The 23,539-nt window shown below is 71.7% G+C and carries 24 protein-coding genes; 13 read left to right on the top strand and 11 right to left on the bottom strand.

Going from position 1 to position 23,539, the window contains the following annotated elements:
* The first annotated feature begins 4 nt into the window (after window positions 1-4).
* The 4 genes from AB0Q90_RS18015 (at window position 5) to AB0Q90_RS18000 (ending at window position 3,801) form a co-directional block, all read left to right on the top strand.
* Window positions 5-193, top strand: a complete 189-nt coding sequence (locus AB0Q90_RS18015; RefSeq protein WP_363165751.1) for a hypothetical protein — start codon at window positions 5-7, stop codon at window positions 191-193.
* Window positions 194-371: 178 nt separating this feature from the next.
* A complete protein-coding gene (locus AB0Q90_RS18010) occupies window positions 372-551 on the top strand; it encodes a hypothetical protein (protein ID WP_363165750.1) in 180 nt (59 codons plus the stop codon).
* 568 nt (window positions 552-1,119) lie between these two features.
* A complete protein-coding gene (locus AB0Q90_RS18005) occupies window positions 1,120-2,040 on the top strand; it encodes a hypothetical protein (RefSeq protein WP_363165749.1) in 921 nt (306 codons plus the stop codon).
* A 1,299-nt stretch (window positions 2,041-3,339) separates the two neighbouring features.
* The gene (locus tag AB0Q90_RS18000; RefSeq protein WP_363165748.1) at window positions 3,340-3,801 is read left to right on the top strand and encodes a phospholipase; all 462 of its coding nucleotides are present in this window, start codon (window positions 3,340-3,342) and stop codon (window positions 3,799-3,801) included.
* Between the two features lie 27 nt (window positions 3,802-3,828).
* Here the strand turns inward: AB0Q90_RS18000 and AB0Q90_RS17995 are convergent, their stop codons facing one another.
* Window positions 3,829-5,409, bottom strand: coding sequence for a FadD3 family acyl-CoA ligase (locus AB0Q90_RS17995; protein ID WP_363165747.1), 1,581 nt, complete (start codon window positions 5,407-5,409; stop codon window positions 3,829-3,831).
* Window positions 5,410-5,492: 83 nt separating this feature from the next.
* Between AB0Q90_RS17995 and AB0Q90_RS17990 the strand changes: the two genes are divergently transcribed.
* From AB0Q90_RS17990 to AB0Q90_RS17980, 3 genes are read left to right on the top strand one after another with little or no spacing between them, the layout of a single operon-like run.
* Entirely contained in the window at window positions 5,493-6,653 is a 1,161-nt protein-coding gene (locus AB0Q90_RS17990) for a lipid-transfer protein (protein ID WP_363165746.1), read from the top strand.
* A 1-nt stretch (window position 6,654) separates the two neighbouring features.
* Window positions 6,655-7,071: an OB-fold domain-containing protein gene (locus AB0Q90_RS17985; protein ID WP_363165745.1), complete on the top strand. Its 417-nt coding sequence runs from the start codon at window positions 6,655-6,657 to the stop codon at window positions 7,069-7,071.
* Window positions 7,050-7,835 (top strand): enoyl-CoA hydratase/isomerase family protein, encoded by a 786-nt coding sequence (locus AB0Q90_RS17980; protein ID WP_363165744.1) that lies wholly within the window; start codon window positions 7,050-7,052, stop codon window positions 7,833-7,835. The genes AB0Q90_RS17985 and AB0Q90_RS17980 overlap by 22 nt, the downstream gene beginning before the upstream one ends.
* 6 nt (window positions 7,836-7,841) lie before the next feature.
* On the opposite strand, the gene AB0Q90_RS17975 is transcribed toward AB0Q90_RS17980, so the two are convergent.
* The 3 genes from AB0Q90_RS17975 to AB0Q90_RS17965 all read right to left on the bottom strand — a co-directional run bounded on the left by AB0Q90_RS17975 (window position 7,842) and on the right by AB0Q90_RS17965 (window position 11,737).
* Window positions 7,842-8,327, bottom strand: a complete 486-nt coding sequence (locus AB0Q90_RS17975; protein WP_363165743.1) for a hypothetical protein — start codon at window positions 8,325-8,327, stop codon at window positions 7,842-7,844.
* A gap of 183 nt (window positions 8,328-8,510) precedes the next feature.
* A complete protein-coding gene (locus tag AB0Q90_RS17970) occupies window positions 8,511-10,856 on the bottom strand; it encodes a serine/threonine-protein kinase (RefSeq protein WP_363165742.1) in 2,346 nt (781 codons plus the stop codon).
* Between the two features lie 167 nt (window positions 10,857-11,023).
* Window positions 11,024-11,737, bottom strand: coding sequence for a VOC family protein (locus AB0Q90_RS17965; protein WP_363165741.1), 714 nt, complete (start codon window positions 11,735-11,737; stop codon window positions 11,024-11,026).
* A gap of 134 nt (window positions 11,738-11,871) precedes the next feature.
* On the opposite strand from AB0Q90_RS17965, the gene AB0Q90_RS17960 reads away from it, so the two are divergent.
* Window positions 11,872-12,507 carry a TetR family transcriptional regulator gene (locus AB0Q90_RS17960; RefSeq protein ID WP_363165766.1) on the top strand — a complete coding sequence of 212 codons (636 nt, stop codon included), beginning with the start codon at window positions 11,872-11,874 and terminating at the stop codon, window positions 12,505-12,507.
* Between the two features lie 92 nt (window positions 12,508-12,599).
* Here the strand turns inward: AB0Q90_RS17960 and AB0Q90_RS17955 are convergent, their stop codons facing one another.
* On the bottom strand, window positions 12,600-13,052 hold the full coding sequence (locus AB0Q90_RS17955; RefSeq protein WP_363165740.1) for an Lrp/AsnC family transcriptional regulator: 453 nt from the start codon (window positions 13,050-13,052) through the stop codon (window positions 12,600-12,602).
* 82 nt (window positions 13,053-13,134) lie between these two features.
* Between AB0Q90_RS17955 and AB0Q90_RS17950 the strand changes: the two genes are divergently transcribed.
* Window positions 13,135-13,755, top strand: a complete 621-nt coding sequence (locus AB0Q90_RS17950; protein WP_363165739.1) for a LysE family translocator — start codon at window positions 13,135-13,137, stop codon at window positions 13,753-13,755.
* A 24-nt stretch (window positions 13,756-13,779) separates the two neighbouring features.
* On the opposite strand, the gene AB0Q90_RS17945 is transcribed toward AB0Q90_RS17950, so the two are convergent.
* Both AB0Q90_RS17945 and AB0Q90_RS17940 read right to left on the bottom strand, forming a co-directional pair.
* Complete coding sequence (locus tag AB0Q90_RS17945; protein ID WP_363165738.1) at window positions 13,780-14,253, bottom strand: nitroreductase family deazaflavin-dependent oxidoreductase; 474 nt, start codon at window positions 14,251-14,253, stop codon at window positions 13,780-13,782.
* Window positions 14,250-15,725 carry an acyl-CoA dehydrogenase family protein gene (locus AB0Q90_RS17940; RefSeq protein ID WP_363165737.1) on the bottom strand — a complete coding sequence of 492 codons (1,476 nt, stop codon included), beginning with the start codon at window positions 15,723-15,725 and terminating at the stop codon, window positions 14,250-14,252. The genes AB0Q90_RS17945 and AB0Q90_RS17940 overlap by 4 nt, the downstream gene beginning before the upstream one ends.
* 78 nt (window positions 15,726-15,803) lie before the next feature.
* Here AB0Q90_RS17940 and AB0Q90_RS17935 point away from each other — a divergent pair, with 78 nt between their 5' ends.
* Both AB0Q90_RS17935 and AB0Q90_RS17930 read left to right on the top strand, forming a co-directional pair.
* Window positions 15,804-16,955 carry an acetyl-CoA acetyltransferase gene (locus AB0Q90_RS17935; RefSeq protein WP_363165736.1) on the top strand — a complete coding sequence of 384 codons (1,152 nt, stop codon included), beginning with the start codon at window positions 15,804-15,806 and terminating at the stop codon, window positions 16,953-16,955.
* A gap of 53 nt (window positions 16,956-17,008) precedes the next feature.
* Window positions 17,009-17,674 carry a pyridoxal 5'-phosphate synthase gene (locus tag AB0Q90_RS17930; protein WP_363165735.1) on the top strand — a complete coding sequence of 222 codons (666 nt, stop codon included), beginning with the start codon at window positions 17,009-17,011 and terminating at the stop codon, window positions 17,672-17,674.
* Here the strand turns inward: AB0Q90_RS17930 and AB0Q90_RS17925 are convergent.
* From AB0Q90_RS17925 to AB0Q90_RS17910, 4 genes are all read right to left on the bottom strand, one after another.
* Window positions 17,671-18,534 carry a GNAT family N-acetyltransferase gene (locus AB0Q90_RS17925; RefSeq protein ID WP_363165734.1) on the bottom strand — a complete coding sequence of 288 codons (864 nt, stop codon included), beginning with the start codon at window positions 18,532-18,534 and terminating at the stop codon, window positions 17,671-17,673. The two genes, AB0Q90_RS17930 and AB0Q90_RS17925, sit on opposite strands and share 4 nt — an antisense overlap.
* An 82-nt stretch (window positions 18,535-18,616) precedes the next feature.
* Window positions 18,617-19,225, bottom strand: a complete 609-nt coding sequence (locus AB0Q90_RS17920) for a GNAT family protein (RefSeq protein WP_363165733.1) — start codon at window positions 19,223-19,225, stop codon at window positions 18,617-18,619.
* Between the two features lie 33 nt (window positions 19,226-19,258).
* Window positions 19,259-19,672, bottom strand: coding sequence for an OB-fold domain-containing protein (locus AB0Q90_RS17915; protein WP_363165732.1), 414 nt, complete (start codon window positions 19,670-19,672; stop codon window positions 19,259-19,261).
* On the bottom strand, window positions 19,672-20,118 hold the full coding sequence (locus tag AB0Q90_RS17910; protein ID WP_363165731.1) for a DoxX family membrane protein: 447 nt from the start codon (window positions 20,116-20,118) through the stop codon (window positions 19,672-19,674). The genes AB0Q90_RS17915 and AB0Q90_RS17910 overlap by 1 nt, the downstream gene beginning before the upstream one ends.
* 256 nt (window positions 20,119-20,374) lie before the next feature.
* On the opposite strand from AB0Q90_RS17910, the gene AB0Q90_RS17905 reads away from it, so the two are divergent.
* Together AB0Q90_RS17905 and AB0Q90_RS17900 are read left to right on the top strand one after the other, a co-directional pair.
* Complete coding sequence (locus AB0Q90_RS17905) at window positions 20,375-21,964, top strand: subtype B tannase (RefSeq protein ID WP_363165765.1); 1,590 nt, start codon at window positions 20,375-20,377, stop codon at window positions 21,962-21,964.
* Between the two features lie 254 nt (window positions 21,965-22,218).
* On the top strand, window positions 22,219-23,424 hold the full coding sequence (locus tag AB0Q90_RS17900; protein ID WP_363165730.1) for an NAD(P)/FAD-dependent oxidoreductase: 1,206 nt from the start codon (window positions 22,219-22,221) through the stop codon (window positions 23,422-23,424).
* The last annotated feature ends 115 nt before the right edge of the window (window positions 23,425-23,539 follow it).

Genomic DNA, 23,539 nt, shown 5'->3' with positions numbered 1-23,539 from the left:
GCACATGAGCGACACGAAGAAGGACGCAGACGCCACTCCGCTCGACAACCACATGCCGAGCGAACCGGCTACGGAAGAGACCATCACCACGCTCGACAACCACATGCCGAGCGAGCCGGCCGCGGAAGTCATCACGACCATGGACAACCACATGCCCGCCCCGCCCGCCCTGGACCTTGAGGGCAACAAGTAAGCCTCATTCCACGGGGATCGGCCGCGGCGGCGCGGAGGGGGAGCCGTCGCGGCCGATGCATGTCAAGAAGCTGGTTCGAGACGATCTTTGGCGGGAAGCGTTCGAGATGTTCGAACACCGCCCCACCTGGCGCTAGCGTCACCTGCGTTCGGAAGTCCCCTCCCCAACAGGAGCCGAAATGACCCGCGCCAAGAAGATCGTCGCCACTGTCGCCCTGGTGATCGGCACCACCGCCGTCGCCGCGAGCCCCGCGCTGGCCAACAACTCCATGCCGGTCACGCCGCTGGACAACTCCATGCCGGTCACCCCGCTGGACAACTCCATGCCGGTCACCCCGCTGAACAACTCCATGCCGTAACACAGCAGCACGTTCGGCGGTGGGGCCGAACCCAAGCTCGACCCCACCGCCGCACCCCCTAAACCGCCCAGGACTTGAGCACCTCGGCCACGCTCCTAGCCGTGCAAGTCTCCTTCCGCAGCTCGTTCGCGAGCGCCGAAACCCGCTGCTGATCAAGCTTCGCAGGAACACCAGCAGCGACGAGATAAGCGTGGGCGACCACAATGGCCACCCGGGTATCGGAGCGCTCCAGCCAGCGCATACGCCCGAGGGAGTGCGCAAGGGCCGCCGCCTTGGCATACGGCCCTTGATAGACGTCCTGCCCGACAAGTACGGCCCGATGTCGTTCGACGGATGCGGAGATTCACGTACGGGACTCCCCCTGCTCCCCCTCGATCTCGTCGAAGAGATCGGCGAACTCATCGAGCGTCTGCTGTGCGGTGGCCATGAAGGCAGCACGCACATGCTCATTGTCATTGCGGATGAGCAGTTGACCCAAATCCGCCCATTCCGCGTCGTCTCCCCGGGAGAGTGTCGGGTTTTCCACAGGCAGGCTGCGGGAGTTGCGCCCTCTGAGATCTTGGGGGGCATGGAACGAAAGGCGTTGCAGGAGCTGGCCGAGTACGGCCTGCTCCGCACCTCCCACGCCCTCGATGCCGGCTGGCCACCGCGAACCCTCACGCGAGCCCTGCGGGCCGAAGGCTGGGTGCAGCTCCTGCACGGCATCTGGGCCGTACCGCATGTGGCCGACGACCTCCTCACCCGGCTGCGAGCGATGCAACTGCTGGAGCCACGACTGGTCGTGAGCCACCGTTCGGCGGCCGCACTGTGGCGGATCGACAACCTGGCCCCCGTCTCCGCGACTCCCCTGGAGTTCATCGATCCCGAACTCGCTTACCGGTGCAAAGCAAAAGGCGTACGCGTCTACCGCATACCCCTCTCCCCGTCCGAAGTCGTGGAACGGCGGGGCCTGCGCTTCACGGACACGGTCCGTACACTCGCCGACCTGCTCAGGGCCGGGCCGAGGGACCAGGCGATCGTCGCGGTGGAGTCCGCGCTCACCTACCGCCGGATCGGCACCGCCCGACGTGCGCCTCTCACCGGCATCTCCGCGCTGGCCTCAGCGCTCCAGCCGCCGCTGAAGGGAGCAGTCAGGGCACGCCACTGGCTACAGCTGTGCGACCCGCGCTCCGGATCACCGGCCGAGACGATCGCACGCCTGCGCATGTACGACGCCGGCCTCCACCCCGAGACCCAGATCGAGCTGATCACCCCAACCGGCCATCGGGTCATCCTCGACTTCCTCTTCCGGCGCGAGGGGCTGGCGGTCGAGATCGAGGGGTACGCCTACCACGGCACCCGCGATGGACACCGCCGGGACGTCACACGCTTCAACCGGCTTGCACAGTGCCCACAGGTACGCCACCTGCTGCGCTTCACCGCCGAGGACGTCTTCCATCACCCGACCCAGATGATCGATGAAATCCGCGCCACGCTGAGCAGAGGGTGACCTCGGGCCCCTGGAAGGTGACTGTGACTTCCCGGCGATGGCCAAGTGACCGTTGGGCCGCCCGCTTCTCGGCCAGTGTCGCGCTTCCACGACCCGAGTAAAGGGCGCTCCGCTGCACTACGCGTCGGCTACGCCGATGGCCCTCCGGGCCACCCTTGACTCGGCCCGCTCCAGCACGGTGAAGAAGCGAGCGGGCGGCCGGGGGAGGAACGGGTGGCCTGACCGGGGTGCACCCTCAGGCTCCTCACGAAGTGAACCGGGATTGGGGAACGCGGTCGCGCCTCGCCAGCACGCCGGGAGGCTTAGCGGCTTACGGCCGGTGGGCGGAGCGCCCCGCCGAGCAGCGGCACACCGGGTGCGCTGAGCGACGTACGGCCGGTGGGTAGTTCGGTGCGCGTCAGCGGAGCCCTGCGGCGAGAGGGGCTCCGGATCGCCTCGTCAGTCACATGCGGCTCACGGGTTGCGCGGAGGCCAGGGAGTGGAGCCTTTCGGACACGCCCAACTCTGCCGACCTCGGGCTTGCAGACTCCGCCGCGCCCAAATAGGCCAAGTACCTTTTGGCGGTGGCCAGCGAGGTCTACTCGGGCTACGTGGCGGTATACGCGTCGGGGGCCGTCCTCGCTCCTGCGCATCGGCACTGCACTGGCCCTGCATCACCCAAGCACCGCCAGCCGCCGAGCTGACCGGGCCTGCCCAAACCTGGCTGAACCACCAGCTCACCGCCGGCCGCTCAGCATGCCCCGACCTCGCCGACGCGCGCCCCCAGCCGCCGCCAGTCGCCGCCAGTCGCCAAGCTCACCCGGCGTCCAGGCCGGGCGCGACCGCGTCCACCCACCGCCCGCAAGCCGCTGAGCGCACCCGGCGTGCAGGCGAGGCGAGACCGCGCCCGTCCGGTCCCGGCCCACCGCCCAGCCGACGGAAGCCGCCAACTTGCCTAGGCCACCCGTTCCTCCCCCGGCCGCCCGCTCGCTTCTTCACCGTGCTGGAGCGAGCCGAGTCAAGGGTCGGCCGGAGGCCGATCGGCGCAGCCGACGCGTAGCGCAGCGGAGCGCCCTTTACTCGGGTCGTGGAAGCGCGACACTGGCCGAGAAGCGGGCGGCCCCACGGTGCCGACAAGGCGGGGGTTCACATCATCGGCCCCTGGTTCACCTCCTGATCACCCCTCACATCCCCTAATTAATCGGCAATTGGCGTACATGGGGTGTGAACAACCCCCCATCCTGCCGATCCTTTTGGCATGAACCTGTTGCTCGACCAACCCCGGACGGGCGACCGGCAACAGCCTCACGGAGGTGTGGGATGCACCGCAGACTCGGTACCGCACGCACCGCACTTGCAGCCTCAGCTCTGACCCTCGTCACCGTCGTCGCCACAGCGACCGCGGCCGACGCCGCTCCCGCCGACAAGCCTCAGGTGCTGGCGAGCTGGACGCAGACCAGCGCGAGCAGTTACAGCCTCTGGGCCGCGGCCCGGGCCAACCAGGGGGCCTGGGCCGCCTACGGGTTCGACTGGTCCACCGACTACTGCTCCTCCTCCCCCGACAACCCCTTCGGCTTCCCGTTCTCCATGTCCTGCGCACGCCATGACTTCGGCTACCGCAACTACAAGGCCATGGGTACCTTCTCCGCCAACAAGTCCCGCCTCGACAGCGCCTTCTACGAGGACCTCAAGCGCGTCTGCAACAACTACGGCGGCGCCACCAAGACCGCCTGCAACAGCACCGCCTGGACCTACTACCAGGCCGTACGCGCCTTCGGCTGAGACCGAAGGTGAGCTGAGGGGCGCCGGTCAGCGGCCGGTGCCCCTCAGCTCGCCCTTCACCACCTTCCCGCTCGCGTTCCGCGGCAGCTCCCCCACGAACTCCACCGACCTCGGCACCTTGTAGTTCGCCATCTCCCGCCGGGACCACACGATCAGGTCGTCGCCGGTCAGCGCAGCGCCCCGCCGCCGCACCACGTACGCCTTCCCGACCTCCCCCAGCCGCGCGTCCGGTACGCCGATCACCGCGACGTCGGCGACATCGGGATGGAGGCCCAGCGTCCGCTCTATCTCCGCCGGGTACGCGTTGAAGCCGCCGACGATGAACATGTCCTTCATGCGGTCGGTGACGCGCAGGTTCCCCGAAGAGTCCAGTACGCCCACGTCCCCCGTCCGCAGCCAGCCGTCCTCCGTCACCGTCTCCGCCGTAGCCGCCGGGTCCTCCCAGTAGCCCCGCATGACGTTGAAGCCGCGGACCAGGATCTCGCCGGGTTCCCCACAGGGCGCCGATACCCGCACCTCCACCCCCGCTATCGCCCGCCCCGACGTCGACGCGATCACCGACGGGTCGTCGCCGCGCCGGCACATCGTCACGATGCCGCTCGCCTCCGACAGTCCGTACGCCGTCAGGACCGTCGACACTCCCAGCTCCGCCCGCAGCCGCTCCACCAGCCGCAACGGCACCACCGCCGCCCCCGTCACCACCAGCCGCAGCGCCGAGAGGTCGTAGGCACCCCGGCCCGGGTGGTCCAGCAGCGACTGGAGCAGCGTCGGCGGGCCGGGGAGTACGGACACCCGTTCCGACGCCACGTTCGCCAGTACCGTGTCCACGTTGAACACCGGCTGCGGGATCATCGTCGCGCCGCGCATCAGGCAGGCGATCACGCCCGCCTTGTAGCCGAAGGTGTGGAAGAAGGGGTTCACGATCAGGTAGCGGTCCCCGGGGGCGAGTCCCGCCAGGTCGCTCCACACCTCGTACGCCCGCAGCGTCTGCGCGTGTGTGATCACCGCGCCCTTGGGGCGGCCCGTCGTGCCCGAGGTGTAGACGATGTCCGAGAGGGCCGACGGCCCTACCTCCGCCGCCCTCGCCCGGACGGCACTCTCCCCCACTCCGTCCCCGCTCGCGAGGAACTCCTTCCACGTGCGGAAGTCCGCGGGAGCGTCCTCCGACAGGACGACCACCTGTTCCAGCTCCGGCAGTCCCGGCAGCCCCGCACCCCGCTCCCCCACCGCCCTCCGCAGCGACGCCACGTACGACGTCCCCAGGAACGTCCCCGTCACGAACAGCAGCCGTGCCCCGCTGCGGCGCAGTACGTCCGCCGCCTCCGTCCCCTTGAAGCGGGTGTTCAGGGGGACGAGTACCGCCCCGGCCGACACCGCCCCCAGCGCCGCCACGATCCACTCCGGGGAGTTGGGCGCCCAGATCGCCACCCGGTCGCCCGTCCGCACCCCGTTCGCAATGCACGCCGCCGCCGACCGCTCGATGCGGGCGCCCAGTTCGGCGTACGAGATCCGGGTGCGGCCGTCCACCACCGCCTCGGTGTCCCCGTACCGTTCGGCCGCGCCCAGCACCAGCCCCGGCACGCTGCCCCACTCCACGTCACCGCGCACAACAGCCCCCAAACCAGTAGCTGACTGTCCGTCAGATTAGCTGTAACCTGACGCCCTGTCAGCAGACGGGGAGGGGCTGGAGCATGGCCGTCAACGGGTACGGGATCAAGGACGCCACCGCCATCGTCGGGATCGGGCAGACCCCCTTCGCCAAGCACCTCCCCGAGGACGAGCGCACCCTCGCCTGCCGTGCCGTCCTCGCCGCCCTCGACGACGCCGGCATCGCACCCGGCGAGGTCGACGCGCTCGCCTCCTACACCATGGAGGAGACGGACGAGGTCGAGCTGGCCAAGGCCGTCGGGTTCGGCGACCTCACCTTCTTCAGCAAGGTCGGCTACGGCGGCGGGGGTTCGTGTGCGACGGTCGCGCATCTCGCCGCCGCCGTCGCCACCGGGCAGGCGACCGTCGGGGTGGCCTGGCGGTCGCGGAAGCGGGGCAGCGGGCCCCGGCCCTGGACCAACACGACGTCCCAACTCGCCACTCCCGCCCAGTGGACCCGGCCCTTCGGACTCCTCCGGCCCGTCGACGAGATCGCCATGCTCGCCCGCCGTTACATGCACGAGTACGGCGCGACCCGCGACCACCTCTTCAGCGTCGCCCTCGCCTGCCGGAACCGGGCCAACCAGAACCGCGCCGCCATGATGTACGAACGGCCCCTGACCCGCGAGATGTACATGACCTCCCGCTGGATCAGCGAGCCCCTCTGTCTCTTCGACAACTGCCTGGAGACGGACGGGGCCCTGGCGTGCGTCGTCGTCTCGCGCGAGCGCGCCCGCGACTGCCCGAACACCCCCGTCTACGTCCACTCCGCCGCCCAGGGACTGCCCGCCCAGCACCACGGCATGGTCAACTACTGGACCGAAGACCCGCTCACCGGCCCCGCCTGGACCGCCGCCCGACACCTGTGGAAACACGCCGACTTCACTCCCCAGGACGTCGATGTCGCCCAGATCTACGACGCGTTCACCGCCCTCGTCCCGCTCTCCCTGGAGGGCTACGGCTTCTGCGGGCGCGGGGAGGGCGGGGCGTTCACGGAGGGGGGTGCTCTGGAGATCGGTGGGCGGCTGCCCCTCAACACCGGGGGCGGCGGGCTCTCCGAGGCCTACGTCCACGGCTTCAACCTCATCAACGAAGGCGTCAAACAGCTCCGCGGCACCAGCACCGCCCAGGTGCCGGGGGCGGCCACCTGTCTCGTCACCGCCGGTGAAGGAGTCCCGACATCCGCCCTGCTGCTGAGGAGTTGAGATGCTGAAGCCACTCGTCGACCCCGACGGCGCCCCCTTCTGGCAGTACGCCGCCCAGGGCGAGCTGCGCGTCCAGGCCTGCGCCGGCTGCGGCGAGCCACGCTTCCCGCCCCGCCCCTGCTGCCCGCACTGCCGGTCCTTCGAGAGCGATTGGCGGCCCGTCGGCGGGCACGGCCGCATCTGGTCGTACGTCGTCCCCCACCCCCCGCTCCTCCCGGACTACGCCGAGCAGGCGCCGTACGCGGTGATCGTCGTCGAGCTCGACGAGCATCCGCGGATACGGCTCGTCGGGAATCTCGTCGCCGGTCCGGACGCGCCGCTGAACTCCGTGCCGGCGGAGCGCATCCGCATCGGGGCCAGGGTGCGGGTGGTCTTCGGCCGGGAGGGGCTTCCCCAGTGGGTTCTGGAGCGGCCGTGAGCCTGAGCGTCGACAGGGACGGCGCCGTCGCCGTCGTCACCCTCGACCGGCCGGACCGGCTCAACGCGATCGACCTGGCCATGGCCGGGGAACTGCGTGCGGTCTGGCGGGAGTTCCGGTTCGACCCCTCCGTGCGGGCCGTCGTCCTCACCGGGGCCGGCGAGCGGGCGTTCTGCACGGGGATCGACCGGGACGCCGTCGTGCCGCAGCCGGAGTCGCCGTACATGCAGGACGATCCGCTGCTGCACATCGGGCCGAAGGCCAACGACCTGTGGAAGCCCGTGATCGCCGCCGTGCGCGGGATGGCCTGCGGCGGGGCCTTCTATCTGCTCGGCGAGTGCGACTTCGTCGTCGCCGACCCGACGGCCGAGTTCTTCGATCCGCACACCACGTACGGCATGGTCAGCGCGTACGAGTCGATGCTCATGGCGCTCCGGATGCCGTACGGGGAGGCCGCGCGGACGGTGCTCATGGGCACCGCCGAGCGGATGTCCGCGCGGCGGGCCCATGAGGTCGGGTTCGTTTCCGAACTCACGGAGGAGGGCGGGGCCTTGGCGGCGGCTGTGCGGTGCGCGACCGTCATCGCCGGGTATCCCGCCGAGGCCGTGCAGGGGACCGTGCGGGCGCTGTGGGCGGCCCAGGAGGCCGCCCGTGCGCAGGCGTTCGCGCAGGCCCCGCATCTCATCGCCCTGGGGAACCTGCCCGCCGGACGGCAGGCGGAGCTGTTCGCCGCCCGGCGTTCCGGTGAGTACCGGGTGAGGTGACCGGCGTCAGCCGGCCGAGGGCATCAGCTGGGCCTCGCAGTGGTCGACGTCCGCCACCATGGTCTCGCTGGTGAGGTTGACCTTGAAGGCGACCGTCGCGTTCGCGTCGACGTACTCGTCCACGGTCTGCATGTCGACCACGCCGGACTGGGCGTCCAGGAAGGTGACGACGACGGTGACGTTGTCGCCGGTGCTGTTCGGGTTGGTGACCTCGACCGCCGCGTACGGCTCCTGGGCGGTCGCGCAGCTCACCAGCTCCACCGTGACTTCCTCGACGCCGGCGCCGCCCGCGCCGGGGGCGTCGTAGTCGTCATCGTCGTCGCGCGAGCCGGACGAACTGTCGTGGTTCTGGCTGGAGCTGCTGCAGCCGCCGCCCGAGTCGCTGTCGCCGCTGCTGCCGCCGTGCCCGCGCCCCGACGAGAAACCCGTCAGCGCCAGGACCACCAATGCCGTTACTGCCGTGAACTTGAGCTTGCGCCCCCGAAGATCCATACCGCCACCCTAGCGATCACCTGTCACGGTCATGTCACCGCGTGGCGACCGGGGCGTCCCCGGCGTAGCGTCTGGGGTGAGAGCGGCCCTCGGCCCCCAGGGCGGCCCTCCGGGCCGCTCCCCGCAACGACGGCCGCCGTCCGGCACCCCTTCCGTGCCCCGGTACGACGGCCGTCCCGGTCCTCAGTTCGTGCGCGCGGTGCCGGTGCCCTTCTCCGCGTCGAGCGCGTACACACAGCGGTCCTTGCTGCACGCGTACACGACGCCGTCCTGGACCACCGGGGAGCCGGTGATCTCGCCGCCGGTCGCCAGCTTCCAGCGCAGCCGGCCGTCGTCGGCCTTCAGGGTGTAGAGCAGATGGTCGGTGGAGCCGAAGTGGATACGTCCCTCCGCCACGGCCGGGGCGCCGACGATGTCGCCGCCCGACTGGAAACGCCACTTGGGGGTGCCGGTGACCGCGTCCAGCGTGTACAGGCCCTTGCCGCTGCCCACGTGGACGTGGCCGGCGGCCACCAGGACCGGCTCGGTGGAGGAGCGGGCCTCGGTGGCGATGCGCCAGCGGTCGCGGCCGTCGGTGGCGTCGAGGGCGTAGACCGTGCCGAGGTAGTCGGCGAGGTAGACGCCGCCGCCGGTGACCGCGGGGCCGGGGACGAAGGCGGGCGGGCACAGGAAGACCGCCGGGGCCTCGAAGTGCCAGCGGACATGACCGCTTGCTACGTCGATGGCGAGGACGCGGGTGCCGGCGGAGACGTAGACATAGCCGTCGGGCGCCTGCGCGACACGGACCGGGACGCCGCCGCAGGAGGCCGCGTCGCCGATGGGGTACGACCAGCGCTCCTCGCCGGTGCGGGCGTCGAGGGCGCGCAGCCGGGCGTCCTGCCAGACGTAGACCGTGCCCTCGTGCAGGGTGGGTCCGGCCTCGGGCGACTCGAAGTCGGTCTGGGCGCCGGTGATCTCCCACAGCTTCTGGCCGGTGGAGGCCTCCCAGGCCTGGACGCCGCCACCGCGCGTGCCGGTGACGACCGTGCCGCGCTCGGCCTTGAGGGAGTACACCCAGGCGTCCGTCGGCAGCCGCCACAGGTCGCCGCCCTCGCGGCAGTCCAGGGCGAAGAGGGTGGGCCCGTCGGAGGCATGGATACGGCCGTCCGCGACCGCCATCGACCAGGCGACGTCCCGTGTCTTGAAGCGGCGGCGGCCGGTGCCGACGTCCAGGGCGTGCACCTCGAAGGAGGTGACGTAGACGAGGTCGCCGGAGACGGCGGGGGTGCCCCACACGTCGTTCGACATACGGAATCGCCAGGGCCGCCAGCCGCTCGCCGCCTCCGGGGGCGCGGGGGGTACGGCCGGGCCCACGGCGGAGTCGGTGCCGTTGACACCGGGGCGGGGCTTGGACCAGGAGGCGACCAGGCCGGCCTCCGGGGGCGGTGCCTTCACGGCGGCGGCGCGGGCGTCGGCGACGCGCGGGCCGGGCCCGATCGGCACCTGGGCGCCGGCCAGGCGCACGGGTCCGGTGTCGGGCGCGCCGACGGACACGGGCGGGGTGGGCACGACGGGGTCGTGGGCGGGCGGGGGCGGCACGGGGGCGACCCGTCCGCCGCCGCTGCGGCCGCTCTGCCCGGGCTTGGCGGGCGGGCGGCCATTGCGGCGGGCCTCGATCAGGCCGACCGCCCGCTCGGGCAGCCAGGCGGACGCCGTGCCGCTGTCGTCGGAGCCGGAGCCGAAGAGGTGGGGGGCGAGCTGGGCCTGGAGGTCGGCGGGGTTGGGGCGGCCCGTGGCCTCCATCTGCATACAGGACTCGATGAGGGGGCGCAGCTCGTCCGGCAGGCCCTCCAGGTCGGGGCCCTCGCGCAGCAGCATGAAGACCGTCTCGACCGGGTTGGCGCCGTGGAAGGGCGGGTGGCCGGTGGCGGCGAAGACCAGCATCGAGCCCAGTGAGAAGACGTCGCTGGCGCCGGTGACGCTGCGGGAGTCCTTCGCCTGCTCCGGGGACATGTAGGCGGGGGTGCCGACGGCGACGTTCGTCATCGTCAGACGCGTGTTCGAAACGCCGGACGCGATACCGAAGTCGATGACCCGGGGGCCGTCCTCCACGACGAGGACGTTGGAGGGCTTCAGGTCGCGGTGGACGAGACCCGCGCCGTGGATGGACTGGAGGGCCTCCGCGACGCCCGCCGCCAGCCAGCGCACCGCCTGGGCCGGGAGCGGCCCGCACTCGTTCACTATCTCTTCGAGGGAGGGCGCGGGAACGTACGCGGTGGCCAGCCAGGGCACGGCCGCACGCGGGTCCGCGTCGACCACGGCCGCCGTGTAGAAGCCGGAGACGGCGCGGGCCGCCTCCACCTCGCGCGTGAAGCGGACCCGGAACAGCTGGTCCTCGGCGAGCTCCGTGCGCACCGTCTTGATCGCCACGCGCCGGCCGGACGCCGAGCGCGCGAGATAGACCAGCCCCATGCCGCCGGCACCCAGCCGTCCCAGCACCTCGAACGGCCCGATTCGCCGCGGATCGTGCTGTGTCAGCTGATCCACCACTTGCCTGCCACCTCCCCGTACGAGCCGCGTCACCCACATATGTACGCGGCCGAAGTGCAGCGTCTCACCACCGCACCGCCATGGCGGCACGCACCCCGATTCTTCCTGTACGGGGGCACGGTTGCGAACCCGGGGTCGAATCGGGGTGTCTTTGGACAAAAGCCCCGTTACGAGCGCTCCAGCAGGGCGAACGACGCCCCCTGATTGTCCGTGACGACGGCCACAGTGCCGTAGGACGTCTCGAAGGGCGGCGCCTGTACGCGTCCGCCGAGCCGCTGGACCTCGCCGAGGGCGCTCTGGCAGTCCTCGACGCGGAAGTGGACGAGGAAGTGCGGGGGCATCACGGCCGGGAAGACGTCGGAGACGGGGGCGCGGCCGAAGTCGGGCTCGGCGTCCTGCCCGAACAGGGCGTCGTGGAAGAGGCCGCCGTAGAAGGCGTTGGCGACCTCGGTGTCCCGGGCGTACAGCTCGGCCCAGGCGAAGGTGCCGGGTTCGTGGCGGCGGCCGAAGCCGGGGTGACGGCCCGCCTGCCAGAGGCCGAAGACGGCGCCCTCGGGGTCGGTGACCAGGGCGGTCGCCCCCTCGTCCGCGCCGACCGGCACGGGCGCCGTGACCACCTGCCCGCCCGCCTCGCGGACCCGCCGGACCAGCGCCGCGATGTCCGGGGTGGCGAAGTACACCGTCCAGACGGTCGGCATCCGCCCGTCCGTCTTGTGGACGAGGGCGGCGACGCGCTCCCCGTCCTTCAGCGCGTACAGCTCCTCGAAGGTCCACCCGAAGAGCTCACCGTAGAACCGTTTGCCCGCCTCGACGTCGGGAAGCTGCGCGTCCACCCAGCAGGGGACGCCCTCTGCATACCCGGATGCCCTGTTTTCGGCCATGTCGCCAAAGTAACGGCCTCTCACGCACCCCGCAGACCAGGCACACCTGCCTCCGCTCCCTCGTGCACCCCATTTGCAGTCGGCCGAATCGCGCTCCGATCACCCCTCGGTAAGCTGACGGCATGACAGGACAAGTGCGTACCGTCGACGGCCGCGTGGCCGGCCGGCGTGGGCAGGCGACGCGGCAGAAGCTGCTGGACTGCCTCAGCGAGATGCTCAGCTCCTCTCCCTACCGGGACGTCAAAGTCATCGATGTCGCCCGGAAGGCGGGCACTTCGCCCGCGACCTTCTATCAGTACTTCCCGGACGTCGAGGGCGCCGTCCTGGAGATCGCCGAGCAAATGGCCGCCGAGGGCGCCGGGTTGACCGAGGTGGTCGCCGGGCGCAGCTGGGTCGGCAAGGCAGGCTGGCAGACCGCGCAGGAACTCGTCGACGGCTTCCTTGAGTTCTGGCGCAAGAACGAGGCGATCCTGCGCGTGGTCGACCTCGGTGCCGCCGAGGGCGACAAACGCTTCTACAAGATCCGCATGAAGATCCTGAACTCGGTGAACAACTCCCTCGCGGACGCGGTGACGGAGTTGCAGGCCAAGGGCAAGGTCGACAAGGACGTCAACCCGGCGGCCGTGGCGGGTTCGCTCGTCGCGATGCTCGCGGCGGTGGCCTCGCACCAGAAGGGCTTCCAGACATGGGGCGTCAAGCAGGCTGAACTCAAGCCGAACCTGGCGCTGTTGGTGCATCTGGGCGTGACGGGCAAGAAGCCGACGAAGTAACTTCCCTGGTTTCTCCGGGCCCGCAAGTCCTGTCTGGCAGGCGGCTGTTCACTTCCGTGGACGGCCGCCTGCCGTGCTGTGCGGGCAGCTTGCTACGCGGGCAGCGGCCGGTCCTTGACGACGTGCTTCATCACCAGCGTCGAGGTCAGCCGCTGCACGCCCGGCAGCGCGGCGAGCCGCTCGTCGTACAGGCGCTGGAAGGCGGCGAGGTCGGCGGTAGCCACCCGCAGCAGATAGTCGGGCTCGCCGAACAGCCGCTCGGCCTCCAGTACGTGGGGGATGTCCGCGAGGGCCCGCTCGAACTCGGCGACCGTGTCCCGGTCCTCCTGCCGCATGGAGACGAAGACCAGCGCCTCGAAGGTCAGCCCGACGGCGGCCGGTTCCACGACGGCCCGGTAGCCGCTGATCGCCCCCGACCGCTCCAGCTCCCGCAGCCGCCGGTGGCAGGGCGAGACGCTCAGCCGCACCCGCCCGGCCAGTTCGGTCACGGTCAGCCGCCCGTCCTGCTGAAGCTCGGCAAGGATTTTCCGGTCCACGTCGTCCATGAGGTAGATCTTCCCCCGGATCAGGGCTCAGCGAGCAAATTACGGGAACACTTTCGGGCCAATCACGCCTAATGTCCGCTGTATGGACTCCGGGACCCTCATCTCCTTCCTCGCCATAGACCTGCTGCTGGTCTGTGTGCCGGGCGCCGACTGGGCGTACGCGATCTCCGCCGGGCTGCGCGGCGGCTCGGTGGCGGCGGCCGTGGGCGGCCTGGTGAGCGGCTACGCCCTGCACACGGCGCTGGCGGCGGCGGGCCTGGCGGTCCTGGTGGCGGGTTCGCCCGCCCTGCTGACCGCGCTGACGGTGGCGGGGGCGGGGTATCTGGTGTGGCTGGGGTGGGGGGTGCTGCGACGGCCGGGGGTGCCCGGAGCCGGGGAGACGGTGCAGACGAGCGGCGTACGGGTCTTCCTGCGCGGGGCAACGATCAGCGGCATGAACCCGAAGGGGCTGCTGCTCTACCTGTCCGTACTGCCGCAGTTCCTGACCACGAAGGGCGAGCACCTCCCCGTCGCCGTCCAGACCACCACCCTCGGCCTGCTCCACATGGCCTGCTGCGCGGCCGTCTACCTGACGGTCGGCCTCGCGGCCCGCGCACTCCTCGGCGCACGCCCGGCCGCGGCCCGCGCGGTCACCCGCACGTCGGGCGCCGCGATGCTCGGGATCGGCGCGTTTTTGCTGGTCCAGCGGCTGGCGACGCTGTGACGGGCGGTCCGGCCGTCTTCGTTTCTATGACCTGCGCACGATCCTGAACACCCGGATCTCCCGCTCCACCCGCGCCTGATACGTCGCGTACGGCGGCCAGAAGGCCAGCACCGCCCGCCATGCCGCCGCCCGCTCCTCCCCCGTCAGCAGCCGGGCCGTGACGGGGATGTCCGCGCCCTTCCAGCTGATCTCGGCGTCGGGATGAGCACGCAGGTTCGCGGTCCAGGCGGGGTGTCCGGTCCGGCCGAAGTTGGAGCCGACGAGGATCCAGCCGGCGCCGCCCTCCTCCGGCATGCAGGCGAGCGGCGTACGGCGGGGCTGTCCGCTGCGGGCGCCGGTCGAGGTCAGCACCACGCCGGGCAGCATCTGGGCACTGAGCAGCACCTTCCCGCGGGTGAGCCGGTGGACGGCCCGGTCGAGGGCCGGGATGACATGCGGGGCCACCTTGGCGAAACCGCGTGTCGACGACAGCTTCTGCACCACGCGCACGCCGATCACACCGCCACCTCCGGTTCCAGGAAGAGCCGCGCCGCGTCCGCCGCGTGTGCCCGCAGCCGGTGCACGGGCCCGAAGAGCAGTTCGTCCCCCGCGGCCCGCTTGAAGTACAGGTGGGCCTGGTGCTCCCAGGTGAACCCGATGCCGCCGTGCAGCTGAATCGCCTCGCCGGCGGCGGTCCGCAGCGCCTCCAGCGCCTGGGCGAGGGCGAGCCCGCCGACGGTTTCCCGGTGGGCGGTGGCCCAGGCCGCGTAGTAGGCGGCGGACCGGGCGGCCTGCACCTGGACGTAGACGTCGGCCAGCCGGTGCTTGACGGCCTGGAAGGACCCGACCGGCCGCCCGAACTGCTCGCGCTGCTTCACGTACTCGACGGTCAGCTCCAGCACGCGGTCGGCGGCGCCGACGGCCTCGCAGGCGAGCACGGCGGCCACGGTGTCCCCGAGGCGGGCGAGGACGCCGGGCACGTCCGCGCCCTCATCCCCCAGCAACTCGGCCTCGACATCACGCAGTTGGACACGCCCCTGGGGTCGGGTGGAGTCGAGGGCGGTCTGCCGCGCCCGGACGACCCCGGCGGCATCGGCGCGGACGAGGAAGAGGTCGGTACGGGACCGGGCGAACCCCCCGCTGTGAGCAGCGACGAGCAGAACCCCCGCACTGTGCCCGTCGAGAACGTGCGCGACCTCCCCGTACAGCCGCCAGCGGCTCTCGGGGCGCCGGGCCTGTCCGCCAACCGCCAGGTCGCCGCGGCTATCGCCGCTGGGCGCGGAAGCCGCCTCCCCACCCGCACGCCCACCGCCCGCCGAGTCGCCGCGACGGACACCGCTGGGCGCGGAGACGGTCTCCCCGCACAGCCGCCGACCGCTCTCCGCACGCCGGGCCTGTCCGCCAACCGCGAGATCGCCGGGGCTGCCGCCGCTAGGCGCGGGAGCGGCCTCCCCGCCCGCCACGTCGCCGCGACGGACACCGCTGGGCGCGGAGACGGTCTCCCCGCCCGCGCGCCCGCCGCCCTCCACCCGCCGCGCCTGCACACCCCCCGCCCGTCCGCCGCCCGCCCAATCGCCGTGGTTGTCGCCGGTGAGGGCGAGCGCGGTGGTGGGGGCGGCGAGGGTGGCGGTGAGGGTGCCGGAGGTGATGCGGGGGAGCAGGGTGGTGCGCTGGGCTTCGGTGCCGAGGGCGAGGATCAGGGGGGCGGCCAGGGCGGCGGTGGCGAGCAGGGGGGTGGGGGTGAGGGTCCGGCCCAGCTCCTCGCAGGCCAGGGCGAGTTCGGTGGGGGTGCAGCCGACGCCGCCGTAGGCCTCGGGGAGGGCGAGGCCGGGCAGGCCGAGCTGTTCGGCGAGGGCGGTCCACAGGGCCGGATCGTGTCCGGCCGGGGTGTCGACGGCGGCGCGCAGTTCCTCCGGGCCGGACCGCTTGTGCAGCAGTTCGCGGAGGGTACGGCGGATCTCGTCCTGTTCGGCGGTGAAGCCGGTGTCCATCGCTGCCCCTTCCTCCGGATCTGACGGTCCGTCATATTAGGAGTCCCGGATCCAGATGCCCAGAGGGAGAGGCCTGTCATGACTGCCGGACACCGGAACGTCGCCGTGGTCGGCGTCGCCCTCTCCGACTGCGGCCGCGTGGCCGACGCCACCCCGTACACGCTGCACGCCCAGGCGGCCCGCCGGGCCCTCGCCGACGCGGGCCTGGACCGCTCCCTGATCGACGGCTTCGCCTCGGCCGGCACGGGCACGCTCGCGCCGGTCGAGGTGGCCGAGTACCTGGGCCTGCGCCCGACCTGGGTCGACTCCACCTCGGTGGGCGGCTCGACCTGGGAGGTGATGGCGGCCCACGCGACGGACGCGATAGCCGCCGGGCACGCGAACGCGGTCCTGCTGGCGTACGGCTCGACGGCCCGCGCCGACATCAGGGCGGGCCGGCGGACGGGCAACCTCTCCTTCGGCGCCCGCGGCCCGCTCCAGTTCGAGGTCCCCTACGGCCACACGCTCGTCGCCAAGTACGCGATGGCGGCCCGCCGTCACATGCACGAACACGGCACGACGATCGAACAGTTGGCGCAGGTCGCGGTGCAGGCCAGGGAGTACGCGGCGCTGAACCCGGAGGCGATGTTCCGGGACCCGGTCACGGTCGACGACGTCCTGTCCGGCCCGATGATCGCGGACCCCTTCACCAAGCTGCACTGCTGCATACGCTCCGACGGCGGGGCCGCGGTGCTGCTGGCGGCGGAGGAGTACGTACGGGACTGCCGCACCCGGCCCGTGTGGATCCTCGGCACCGGCGAGCACGTCTCGCACGCCGCGATGTCCGAGTGGCCGGACTTCACGGTGTCACCGGCGGCGGTGAGCGGACGCCTGGCCTTCGAACGGGCGGGAGTGCGGCCGGAGGAGATCGACTTCGCGGAGATCTACGACGCGTTCACCTACATGACCCTGGTGACGCTGGAGGACCTCGGGTTCTGCAAGAAGGGCGAGGGCGGGGCGTTCGTCGAGGCCCGCCGCTTGCCGGTCAACACGGACGGGGGCGGACTGTCGGCCCAACACCCCGGGATGCGCGGGCTGTTCCTGCTGGTGGAGGCGGTACGGCAGCTGCGCGGGGAGGGCGGGGCGCGGCAAGTGCGGGGGCGGGGCGGGGAGTTGCCCCGGCTGGGGGTGGCGTCCGGCACCGGGGGGTGGTTCTGCTCGGCGGGGACGGTGGTGCTGGGCCGGGACTAGGGCGCCGCCGGTTCCGGTGGTCGTACGCATGGGTCCGGAGCAACAATCACCGTATGGGAACGGATCTTCATGAGTTGCTGAGGTCGCTGCGGGTGTGGGACCCGGAGGTGACCGCGCTGCCGCCGTTCGACCCGGCCGCGGCGCCGGCCGAGCCGCTGGCGCTGTTCACGGCGTGGTTCGCCGAGGCGGTGGCGGCGGGGCAGCCGGAGCCGCACACCATGTCGCTCGCGACGACGGACGCGGAGGGCCTGCCGGACGTGCGGACGGTGATGCTGCACGGCGCCGACGCGGACGGCTGGTCGTTCGCCACACATGTGACGAGCAGGAAGGGCCGCCAGCTCACGGCCCGCCCGTATGCGGCCCTCGGCTTCTACTGGCCGGTACAGGGCCGCCAGGTGAGGGTGCGGGGGCCGGTCACGGCGGCCCCGTCGGAGGAGAGCCAGGCAGACCTGCACGCCCGCTCGACGGGCGCGCTGGCGGCGGCGCTCACGGGGAGGCAGAGCGAAGTCCTCGACTCGCTGGAGGAGTTGACGCGGACCTCGGAGGCAGCCTGGTCCCGCGCCCAGACCGACCCGGACGCCCCGGTCCCCACCTGGGCCCTCTACCACCTGCGCCCACAGGAGGTGGAGTTCTTCCAGGGCGACGCCGCCCGCAGACACGTACGTCTGAACTACCGCCGCACGGAGTCGGGTTGGAGCCAGGAACTCCTCTGGCCCTAACCACCCGCGAAGTCGTACACCTCGAAATCGGCCACCGCGCGGTAGCCGAGCCGCTGGTACAGGCCGTTGCTGGTCGAGTTGGACAGGTCCGTGAAGAGCAGGACCTCCTCGGCGCCGGCGCGCAGGGCGGCCCGGCTGACCTCGACCGTCACCGCCCCGGCGTATCCGCGTCCGCGTAGATGGGCCGGGGTGTAGACAGGCGCGACGCGGACCTGGCCGGCGACCATCGGGGTCACGCCGGCCATGGACACGGGCGTACCGTCCGGACCCTCCCAGAAGGCGATGCCGCCGTGGGCGATCTTCTGGTCCGCCCAGGCCTCGGCGTCCCCGGCGGACAGCTCGCCCACGCTCTCGACGAACTCGCCGTACCAGCGGACCAGCTGGTCCCGGTCCTTCTCGTCCGCCACCCTCGCGCGGCCCTCGGGGACCGGCTGCGGCATCGTCAACGTGCCGAGCCGGTACAGCCGTTGACGCTGGCGCAGGCTTGCGGTGGCGCCGGTGTGGCGCTGCCAGGAGGCAAGGAAGGCGGCGGTCGTCTCACGGGTGCCGATGACGCCCGGCACCGGGCGGCCGGAGGCGACGAGGTGGGCGGCGAGGGCGTCCGTCTCGTCGGCGGTGAGAGGCGTGACGTTCAGCCGGTAGGGGGGCGTGCGGAAGTAGGCGCCGCGCACCACCCCGTCCCGCTCCATCACGCCGAATACGGGGGCGCCGTCGCCGTACGCGCGCAGCCCGCGCGCCCGCAGCGTCTCCGTCACCGTCAGGGCGACGGTGTGCAGGTCGGGCCTCGATCGCAGGAAGCCTCCCGCGTGGGCGAGGAACCGGTCGAGGTCTTCGGTGACGTACCAGTCGTCCGAGCGCATGTCTCATGATCCCGCGTCTGTACGGGAGTTGGCCACAGTTATCGCGAGTGAACGCACGGTCGTCACGTGGACGCCCTCGGACTCATGCCGGGTCCGGCGGCTCCGGGTCGTCGGCGAGGCGCGCGTGCATGTGCATGTCGCGGTACGCGTCGTGCCGGCCCGCCTCCCACATCGCGCCGCGCAGGGTCCCCTCGTAGCGGAAACCGCAGCGTTCGGCGATGTGGCAGGAGGAGTCGTGGCCGAGGGCGTGGGTCAGTTCCAGGCGGTACAGGCCCAGGTCGGTGAGGGCCCAGCGGGCGGCCAGGGCGAGCGCGCGGGTGGCCACGCGCCGTCCGCGTTCCTCGGGGAGGACCCAGTAGCCGACCCGGCCGGAGTGCATCACACGGTTGATGAGGTTGACGCCGATGTGCCCGAGCGGCCGTCCGGTCGCCGCGTCCGTGATGCAGTACGGCGCCGAGGTGGCCTCCGCCGCGCTCTGCACCGAGGCCCGCAGGCTGTCGAGGGCGCTGTCGGGGTCGGTGGTGAACCTGAGCGGCGTGTTCCAGCGCCGGAACTCCGGGGCGGTGCGTCCGCGCAGCCAGGCGTCGGCGTCCGTCTCCGACTCCGCGTCCCAGGGGCGCAGCCGCAGCCCGTGTCCGTGCAGGTCGGGGAGGAGCGGGTCCGAGTGGTGGCCGTTGTCCACGCGCGTCATGGGGCTATTGAAACCGGGGATAGGCGGTGCCGCTCATTCCGGTTGTCCGGCCGGGCCGCGGGCCGGCCCGAACACCGGCACGCCCTCCCGGAAACCGGCCGCCAGCTCCATTCCGGCCCGCAGCTCCTCGCCCGTGCAGCCCACGATCTCCGTCATCATCCGCGGCCCCTCGGCGAGGTCGACCACGGCGGCGACGTACGGGGTGCGCTGCCCGAAGGGCGGCAGGTCGTTGCGGTGGACGACGGACCAGGTGTAGAGCGTGGCCCGGCCGCTCGCGGTCTGCCAGGTGACGTCCTCGCTCCAGCAGTGCGGGCAGAACTCGCGCGGGTAGTGGTGGGCGCGGCGGCAGGCACCGCAGCGGCGGATCAGCAGACGGCCCCGCGCCGCCGCGTCCCAGTAGGGGCGGGTGAAGGCGTCCGGCTCCGGGAGGTCGTACCGCCCCTCCATCAGAACAGCCCCAGCGCGCTGTCCAGCGACCAGGTCTGCCAGGACATCCCGAACAGGGCGACGACCGAGATCAGCGCCATCATCGAGTTCTGCCCCTGCTCCGCCCAGTCGTGGATCATGAGCGTGAAGTAGACGCCGTTGAGGAGCAGCCCGCCGACCAGCGCCACCGGTGTGAGGAACCCGGCGATCAGTCCGAGGCCCAGGGCGAGCTCCGCGTAGGCGACGACGTAGGCCATGGTCCGGGGGCGGGGCACGACCACGGCCTCGAAGCCGGACCGTACGGCGTTCCAGCGGTGCTTGGCGGCCACGTCCGCCGCCCAGGCGATGCCGCCGCCCTCGAACCAGCTCTTCTTGTCCTTGTGCCGCCAGCTCTCCAGCCACCACAGGCCGAGACCTATGCGCAGCACCGCCTGCCACTCCGCACCGCCGAGCCAGACCGTCTCCATGGATCTGACGGTACGTCAGATCTGCGGGATGCGGGAGGCCTCCCGCATCCCGCCACCTCTGCCGCCGCCTCTGCCACTGCCTCCGCCGCCACTGCCGCCGCTGCTGTCGGTCCGCTGTGAAGCTGTGGGTCTGCCGTGAAAGACCACGGATTGTTGGCAATTTTGTCGTCACCTTGGCTACCTTCGCAGACGCAAGCCCAATCACCCGAGGGAGTCGAACGTGAAGCACAGGGCAGTCAAGCGCAGGACCGTCGTGATGGGAATCGGCGCGGCGGCCGGTGTGGCCGCGGCGGGCGGTATCGCCCTGAACGCGCAGGCCTCGTCCGACGCGGGCGCCGACTCCTCGTCCTCCGGCTCGCTGGTCTTCGACCCCGAGGGCTACACCGAGCTGACGACCACCGTCACGGACGCGGCCGGCGACAAGCACGAGGTGACGTACCACTTCTGGAAGGCGATCACCTATGTCGCCAAGCCGGTCGACGAGGCCTACCAGTCCCTGAACGTCAGCGCCCCGGTGAAGATCGACGGCAAGGCCGTGGACGCCTCCGGCGCGCCCATCCTGTTCGCGAACTCCGTCGGCGGTTACATGCCGTCCTCCGTTGCGAACGCGACCGGCGTCGGCAGCGGCGGCATGGGCGGTGGCGGAGGTGGCACGGGCGGTGGCGGAGGTGCGCCCAGCGGCATGCCCACCGGGAGCGCCGCGCCGAACGCCAACGAGAACACCAACGCCGACGGCGGCGCCACCTCCTCCAACCAGCTCCTCGCCCTCGCCGCCGGGTACGTCGTCGTCGAGCCCGGCGCCCGTGGCCGCACCCTGAAGAACTCCGACGGCGAGTACTACGGCACCGCCCCGGCCGCGATCGTCGACCTCAAGGCCGCCGTCCGCTACCTGAAGGCCAACAAGGGCCGCGTCCCGGGCAACGTCGACCGGATCGTCTCGGCCGGCACCAGCGCGGGCGGCGCCCTGTCCTCGCTGCTCGGCGCCTCCGGGGACAGCCCGCTGTACGAGAAGTACCTCAAGGAGATCGGCGCCGCCGACGCCTCCGACGCGATCTTCGCGGTCGGCGCCTGGTGCCCGATCACCGACCTTGAGCACGCCGACGCCGCCTACGAGTGGAACTGGGGCACCAACGCCCTCAGCACCGGCAAGCAGGTCGACCAGGCACTGTCCAAGACGTTCCAGGGCCAGTTCGCCGAGTACCAGGCGGGCCTGAAGCTGCGCGGCCTGAACCGCTTCGGCACGCTCAACGCCCGCAACTACGACGAGTACCTGGTCAAGCAGTACCTGGAGCCCTCGGCCACCGAGTACCTCGCCGCCCTGTCGGACTCCGCCCGCGAGACCTACCTCGCCTCGAACACCTTCATCACCTGGAAGAACGGCAGGGCGTCCTTCACCTGGGCCGACTTCCTCACCCACGTGGGCGCCCGCAAGAAGGGGGTGCCGTCCTTCGACGCCTTCGACCTGTCCACGGGCGAGAACAACCTCTTCGGCGCGGACACCACCCAGGCCCGTCACTTCACGGCGTACGGCGCCAAGAACGACAGCACCGGGCTGAGCAGCAAGCGCGTCGCGAGCGACATCCCCGCGAAGCTCGACCTGATGAACCCGATGTACCACCTGGTGGAGAAGGTCAACTCCAAGCGCTCCAAGCACTGGTGGATCCGGCTCGGCACCAAGGACTCCGACACCTCGCTGACGGTCTCCGCGAACCTGGCCGCCGCGGCGAACGGCCTGGGCGACGAGGTGAACCACTTCTACTACTGGGACCAGGGCCACGGCGCCAACACCGACCCGGGCGAGTTCATCGCGTGGATCGCCAAGGTGACGGGCTACAAGGCCAAGTAGACCCCCCTGGGCCCGCTCGCAGGGCCCCTTGAGCGCGGTACCGGTTTCCCGTCATACCCCGGTCACCGCACACCGCGGCGCCGAGCCCCTCCGCAAGAACCGGGCTCGGCGCCGCGGCCATTTCGCCTCGTCCACACAATCAAGTGGCCTACGTCACCGGCCCCACCCACTCCTCCTACAGGCGTGATCAATCCGCAACCAATTCCGGTCTTGACCGAGACCCATCAACGGGGCGTGTGATTACGCTCGCGCACATGGCCGACTCCACAGCGCACTCATCAGCCGGCGCGGACCGCCCCGTGTACGTCATCGGCGGCGGCCCCGGTGGCCTCTCCGTCGCGTACGCACTGCGCGCCCGGGGCATCCGCGCGGTCGTCCTGGAGAAGTCCGACCGCGTGGGCGCCTCCTGGCGCCGCCACTACGACCGGCTGCGCCTGCACACCACCCGCCGGCTGTCCGGACTGCCCGGGCTGCCGATGCCGCGGCGGTTCGGGCGATGGGTGTCCCGGGACGACGTGGTGCGGTACCTGGAGAAGTACGCCGAGCACCACGAGCTGGAGATCGTCACCGGCGTCGAGGTCTCCCGCATCGAGCGCGCGCCCGAGGGCGAGGGCTGGCTGCTGCACGCCACCGGCGGCCGGGAGCTGACCGGCGCCGCGGTCGTGATCGCCACCGGTTACAACCACACGCCCCGGCTGCCCGACTGGCCCGGCCGCGAGACGTACACCGGCGAACTGCTGCACGCCTCCGCCTACCGCAACGCCCAGCCCTACGCGGGCCGTGACGTCCTGGTCGTCGGCGTCGGCAACACCGGCGCCGAGATCGCCGTTGACCTCGTCGAGGGCGGGGCCTCGCGGGTACGGCTGTCCGTGCGCACCGCCCCGCACATCGTGCGCCGCTCCACCGCGGGCTGGGCCGCCCAGTACTCGGGCGTGCTGGTACGGCGGCTGCCGGTCGGCCTGGTCGACCGGCTGGCCCGGCCACTGGCCAGGCTCAGCGTGCCCGACCTGTCGGCGCACGGGCTGCCCCGCCCCGACACCGGCCTCTACAGCCGGGTGACCGAGGGGGCCGTCCCGGTGCAGGACGTCGGCCTGATCGACGCCGTCCGCAAGGGGCAGGTGGAGGTCGTGGCCGCCGTCGACGGCTTCGAGGACGGCAAGGTGGTCCTCGCCGACGGCAGCCGCGTCGAGCCCGACGCCGTCATCGCCGCCACCGGCTACGTCCGCGCCCTGGAGAACCTCGTCGGCCACCTCGATGCACTCGACGGCCGCGGCAGCCCCGTGGTGCACGGCGCACACACCCCGCCGGGCACCCCCGGCCTGTACTTCACCGGCTTCACCAACCCCATCTCCGGCATGTTCCGGGAACTGGCAATCGACGCGGAGAAGATCGCAAAGGCCATCGCGAAGACCGACGCGAAGGAGAACGAACTCCAGGTGTCCCGGCTGCCGGTGGTCTGAAGGGGGCCGCCGGCCGCCCCAGCGCGGGACGCCGGCCGTCCGAGCCGGGCCGTCGGCCGTCCAAGTCGAGCAGCCGGTCCCCCGATCCGAGGCGCCGCTCGCCCGAGCCGAACCG

Source organism: Streptomyces sp. NPDC079141 (assembly GCF_040686775.1).
Classification (GTDB): domain Bacteria; phylum Actinomycetota; class Actinomycetes; order Streptomycetales; family Streptomycetaceae; genus Streptomyces.
This window is presented reverse-complemented; position numbering and strand designations above follow the sequence as displayed.

Coding starts and splice junctions, on each gene's coding strand:
- AB0Q90_RS18015 (WP_363165751.1), top strand. CDS start 5: ATGAGCGACACGAAGAAGGACGCAGACGCCACTCCGCTCGACAACCAC.
- AB0Q90_RS18010 (WP_363165750.1), top strand. CDS start 372: ATGACCCGCGCCAAGAAGATCGTCGCCACTGTCGCCCTGGTGATCGGC.
- AB0Q90_RS18005 (WP_363165749.1), top strand. CDS start 1,120: ATGGAACGAAAGGCGTTGCAGGAGCTGGCCGAGTACGGCCTGCTCCGC.
- AB0Q90_RS18000 (WP_363165748.1), top strand. CDS start 3,340: ATGCACCGCAGACTCGGTACCGCACGCACCGCACTTGCAGCCTCAGCT.
- AB0Q90_RS17990 (WP_363165746.1), top strand. CDS start 5,493: ATGGCCGTCAACGGGTACGGGATCAAGGACGCCACCGCCATCGTCGGG.
- AB0Q90_RS17985 (WP_363165745.1), top strand. CDS start 6,655: ATGCTGAAGCCACTCGTCGACCCCGACGGCGCCCCCTTCTGGCAGTAC.
- AB0Q90_RS17975 (WP_363165743.1), bottom strand. CDS start 8,327: ATGGATCTTCGGGGGCGCAAGCTCAAGTTCACGGCAGTAACGGCATTG.
- AB0Q90_RS17965 (WP_363165741.1), bottom strand. CDS start 11,737: ATGGCCGAAAACAGGGCATCCGGGTATGCAGAGGGCGTCCCCTGCTGG.
- AB0Q90_RS17955 (WP_363165740.1), bottom strand. CDS start 13,052: ATGGACGACGTGGACCGGAAAATCCTTGCCGAGCTTCAGCAGGACGGG.
- AB0Q90_RS17950 (WP_363165739.1), top strand. CDS start 13,135: ATGGACTCCGGGACCCTCATCTCCTTCCTCGCCATAGACCTGCTGCTG.
- AB0Q90_RS17940 (WP_363165737.1), bottom strand. CDS start 15,725: ATGGACACCGGCTTCACCGCCGAACAGGACGAGATCCGCCGTACCCTC.
- AB0Q90_RS17935 (WP_363165736.1), top strand. CDS start 15,804: ATGACTGCCGGACACCGGAACGTCGCCGTGGTCGGCGTCGCCCTCTCC.
- AB0Q90_RS17930 (WP_363165735.1), top strand. CDS start 17,009: ATGGGAACGGATCTTCATGAGTTGCTGAGGTCGCTGCGGGTGTGGGAC.
- AB0Q90_RS17925 (WP_363165734.1), bottom strand. CDS start 18,534: ATGCGCTCGGACGACTGGTACGTCACCGAAGACCTCGACCGGTTCCTC.
- AB0Q90_RS17920 (WP_363165733.1), bottom strand. CDS start 19,225: ATGACGCGCGTGGACAACGGCCACCACTCGGACCCGCTCCTCCCCGAC.
- AB0Q90_RS17915 (WP_363165732.1), bottom strand. CDS start 19,672: ATGGAGGGGCGGTACGACCTCCCGGAGCCGGACGCCTTCACCCGCCCC.
- AB0Q90_RS17910 (WP_363165731.1), bottom strand. CDS start 20,118: ATGGAGACGGTCTGGCTCGGCGGTGCGGAGTGGCAGGCGGTGCTGCGC.
- AB0Q90_RS17905 (WP_363165765.1), top strand. CDS start 20,375: ATGGGAATCGGCGCGGCGGCCGGTGTGGCCGCGGCGGGCGGTATCGCC.
- AB0Q90_RS17900 (WP_363165730.1), top strand. CDS start 22,219: ATGGCCGACTCCACAGCGCACTCATCAGCCGGCGCGGACCGCCCCGTG.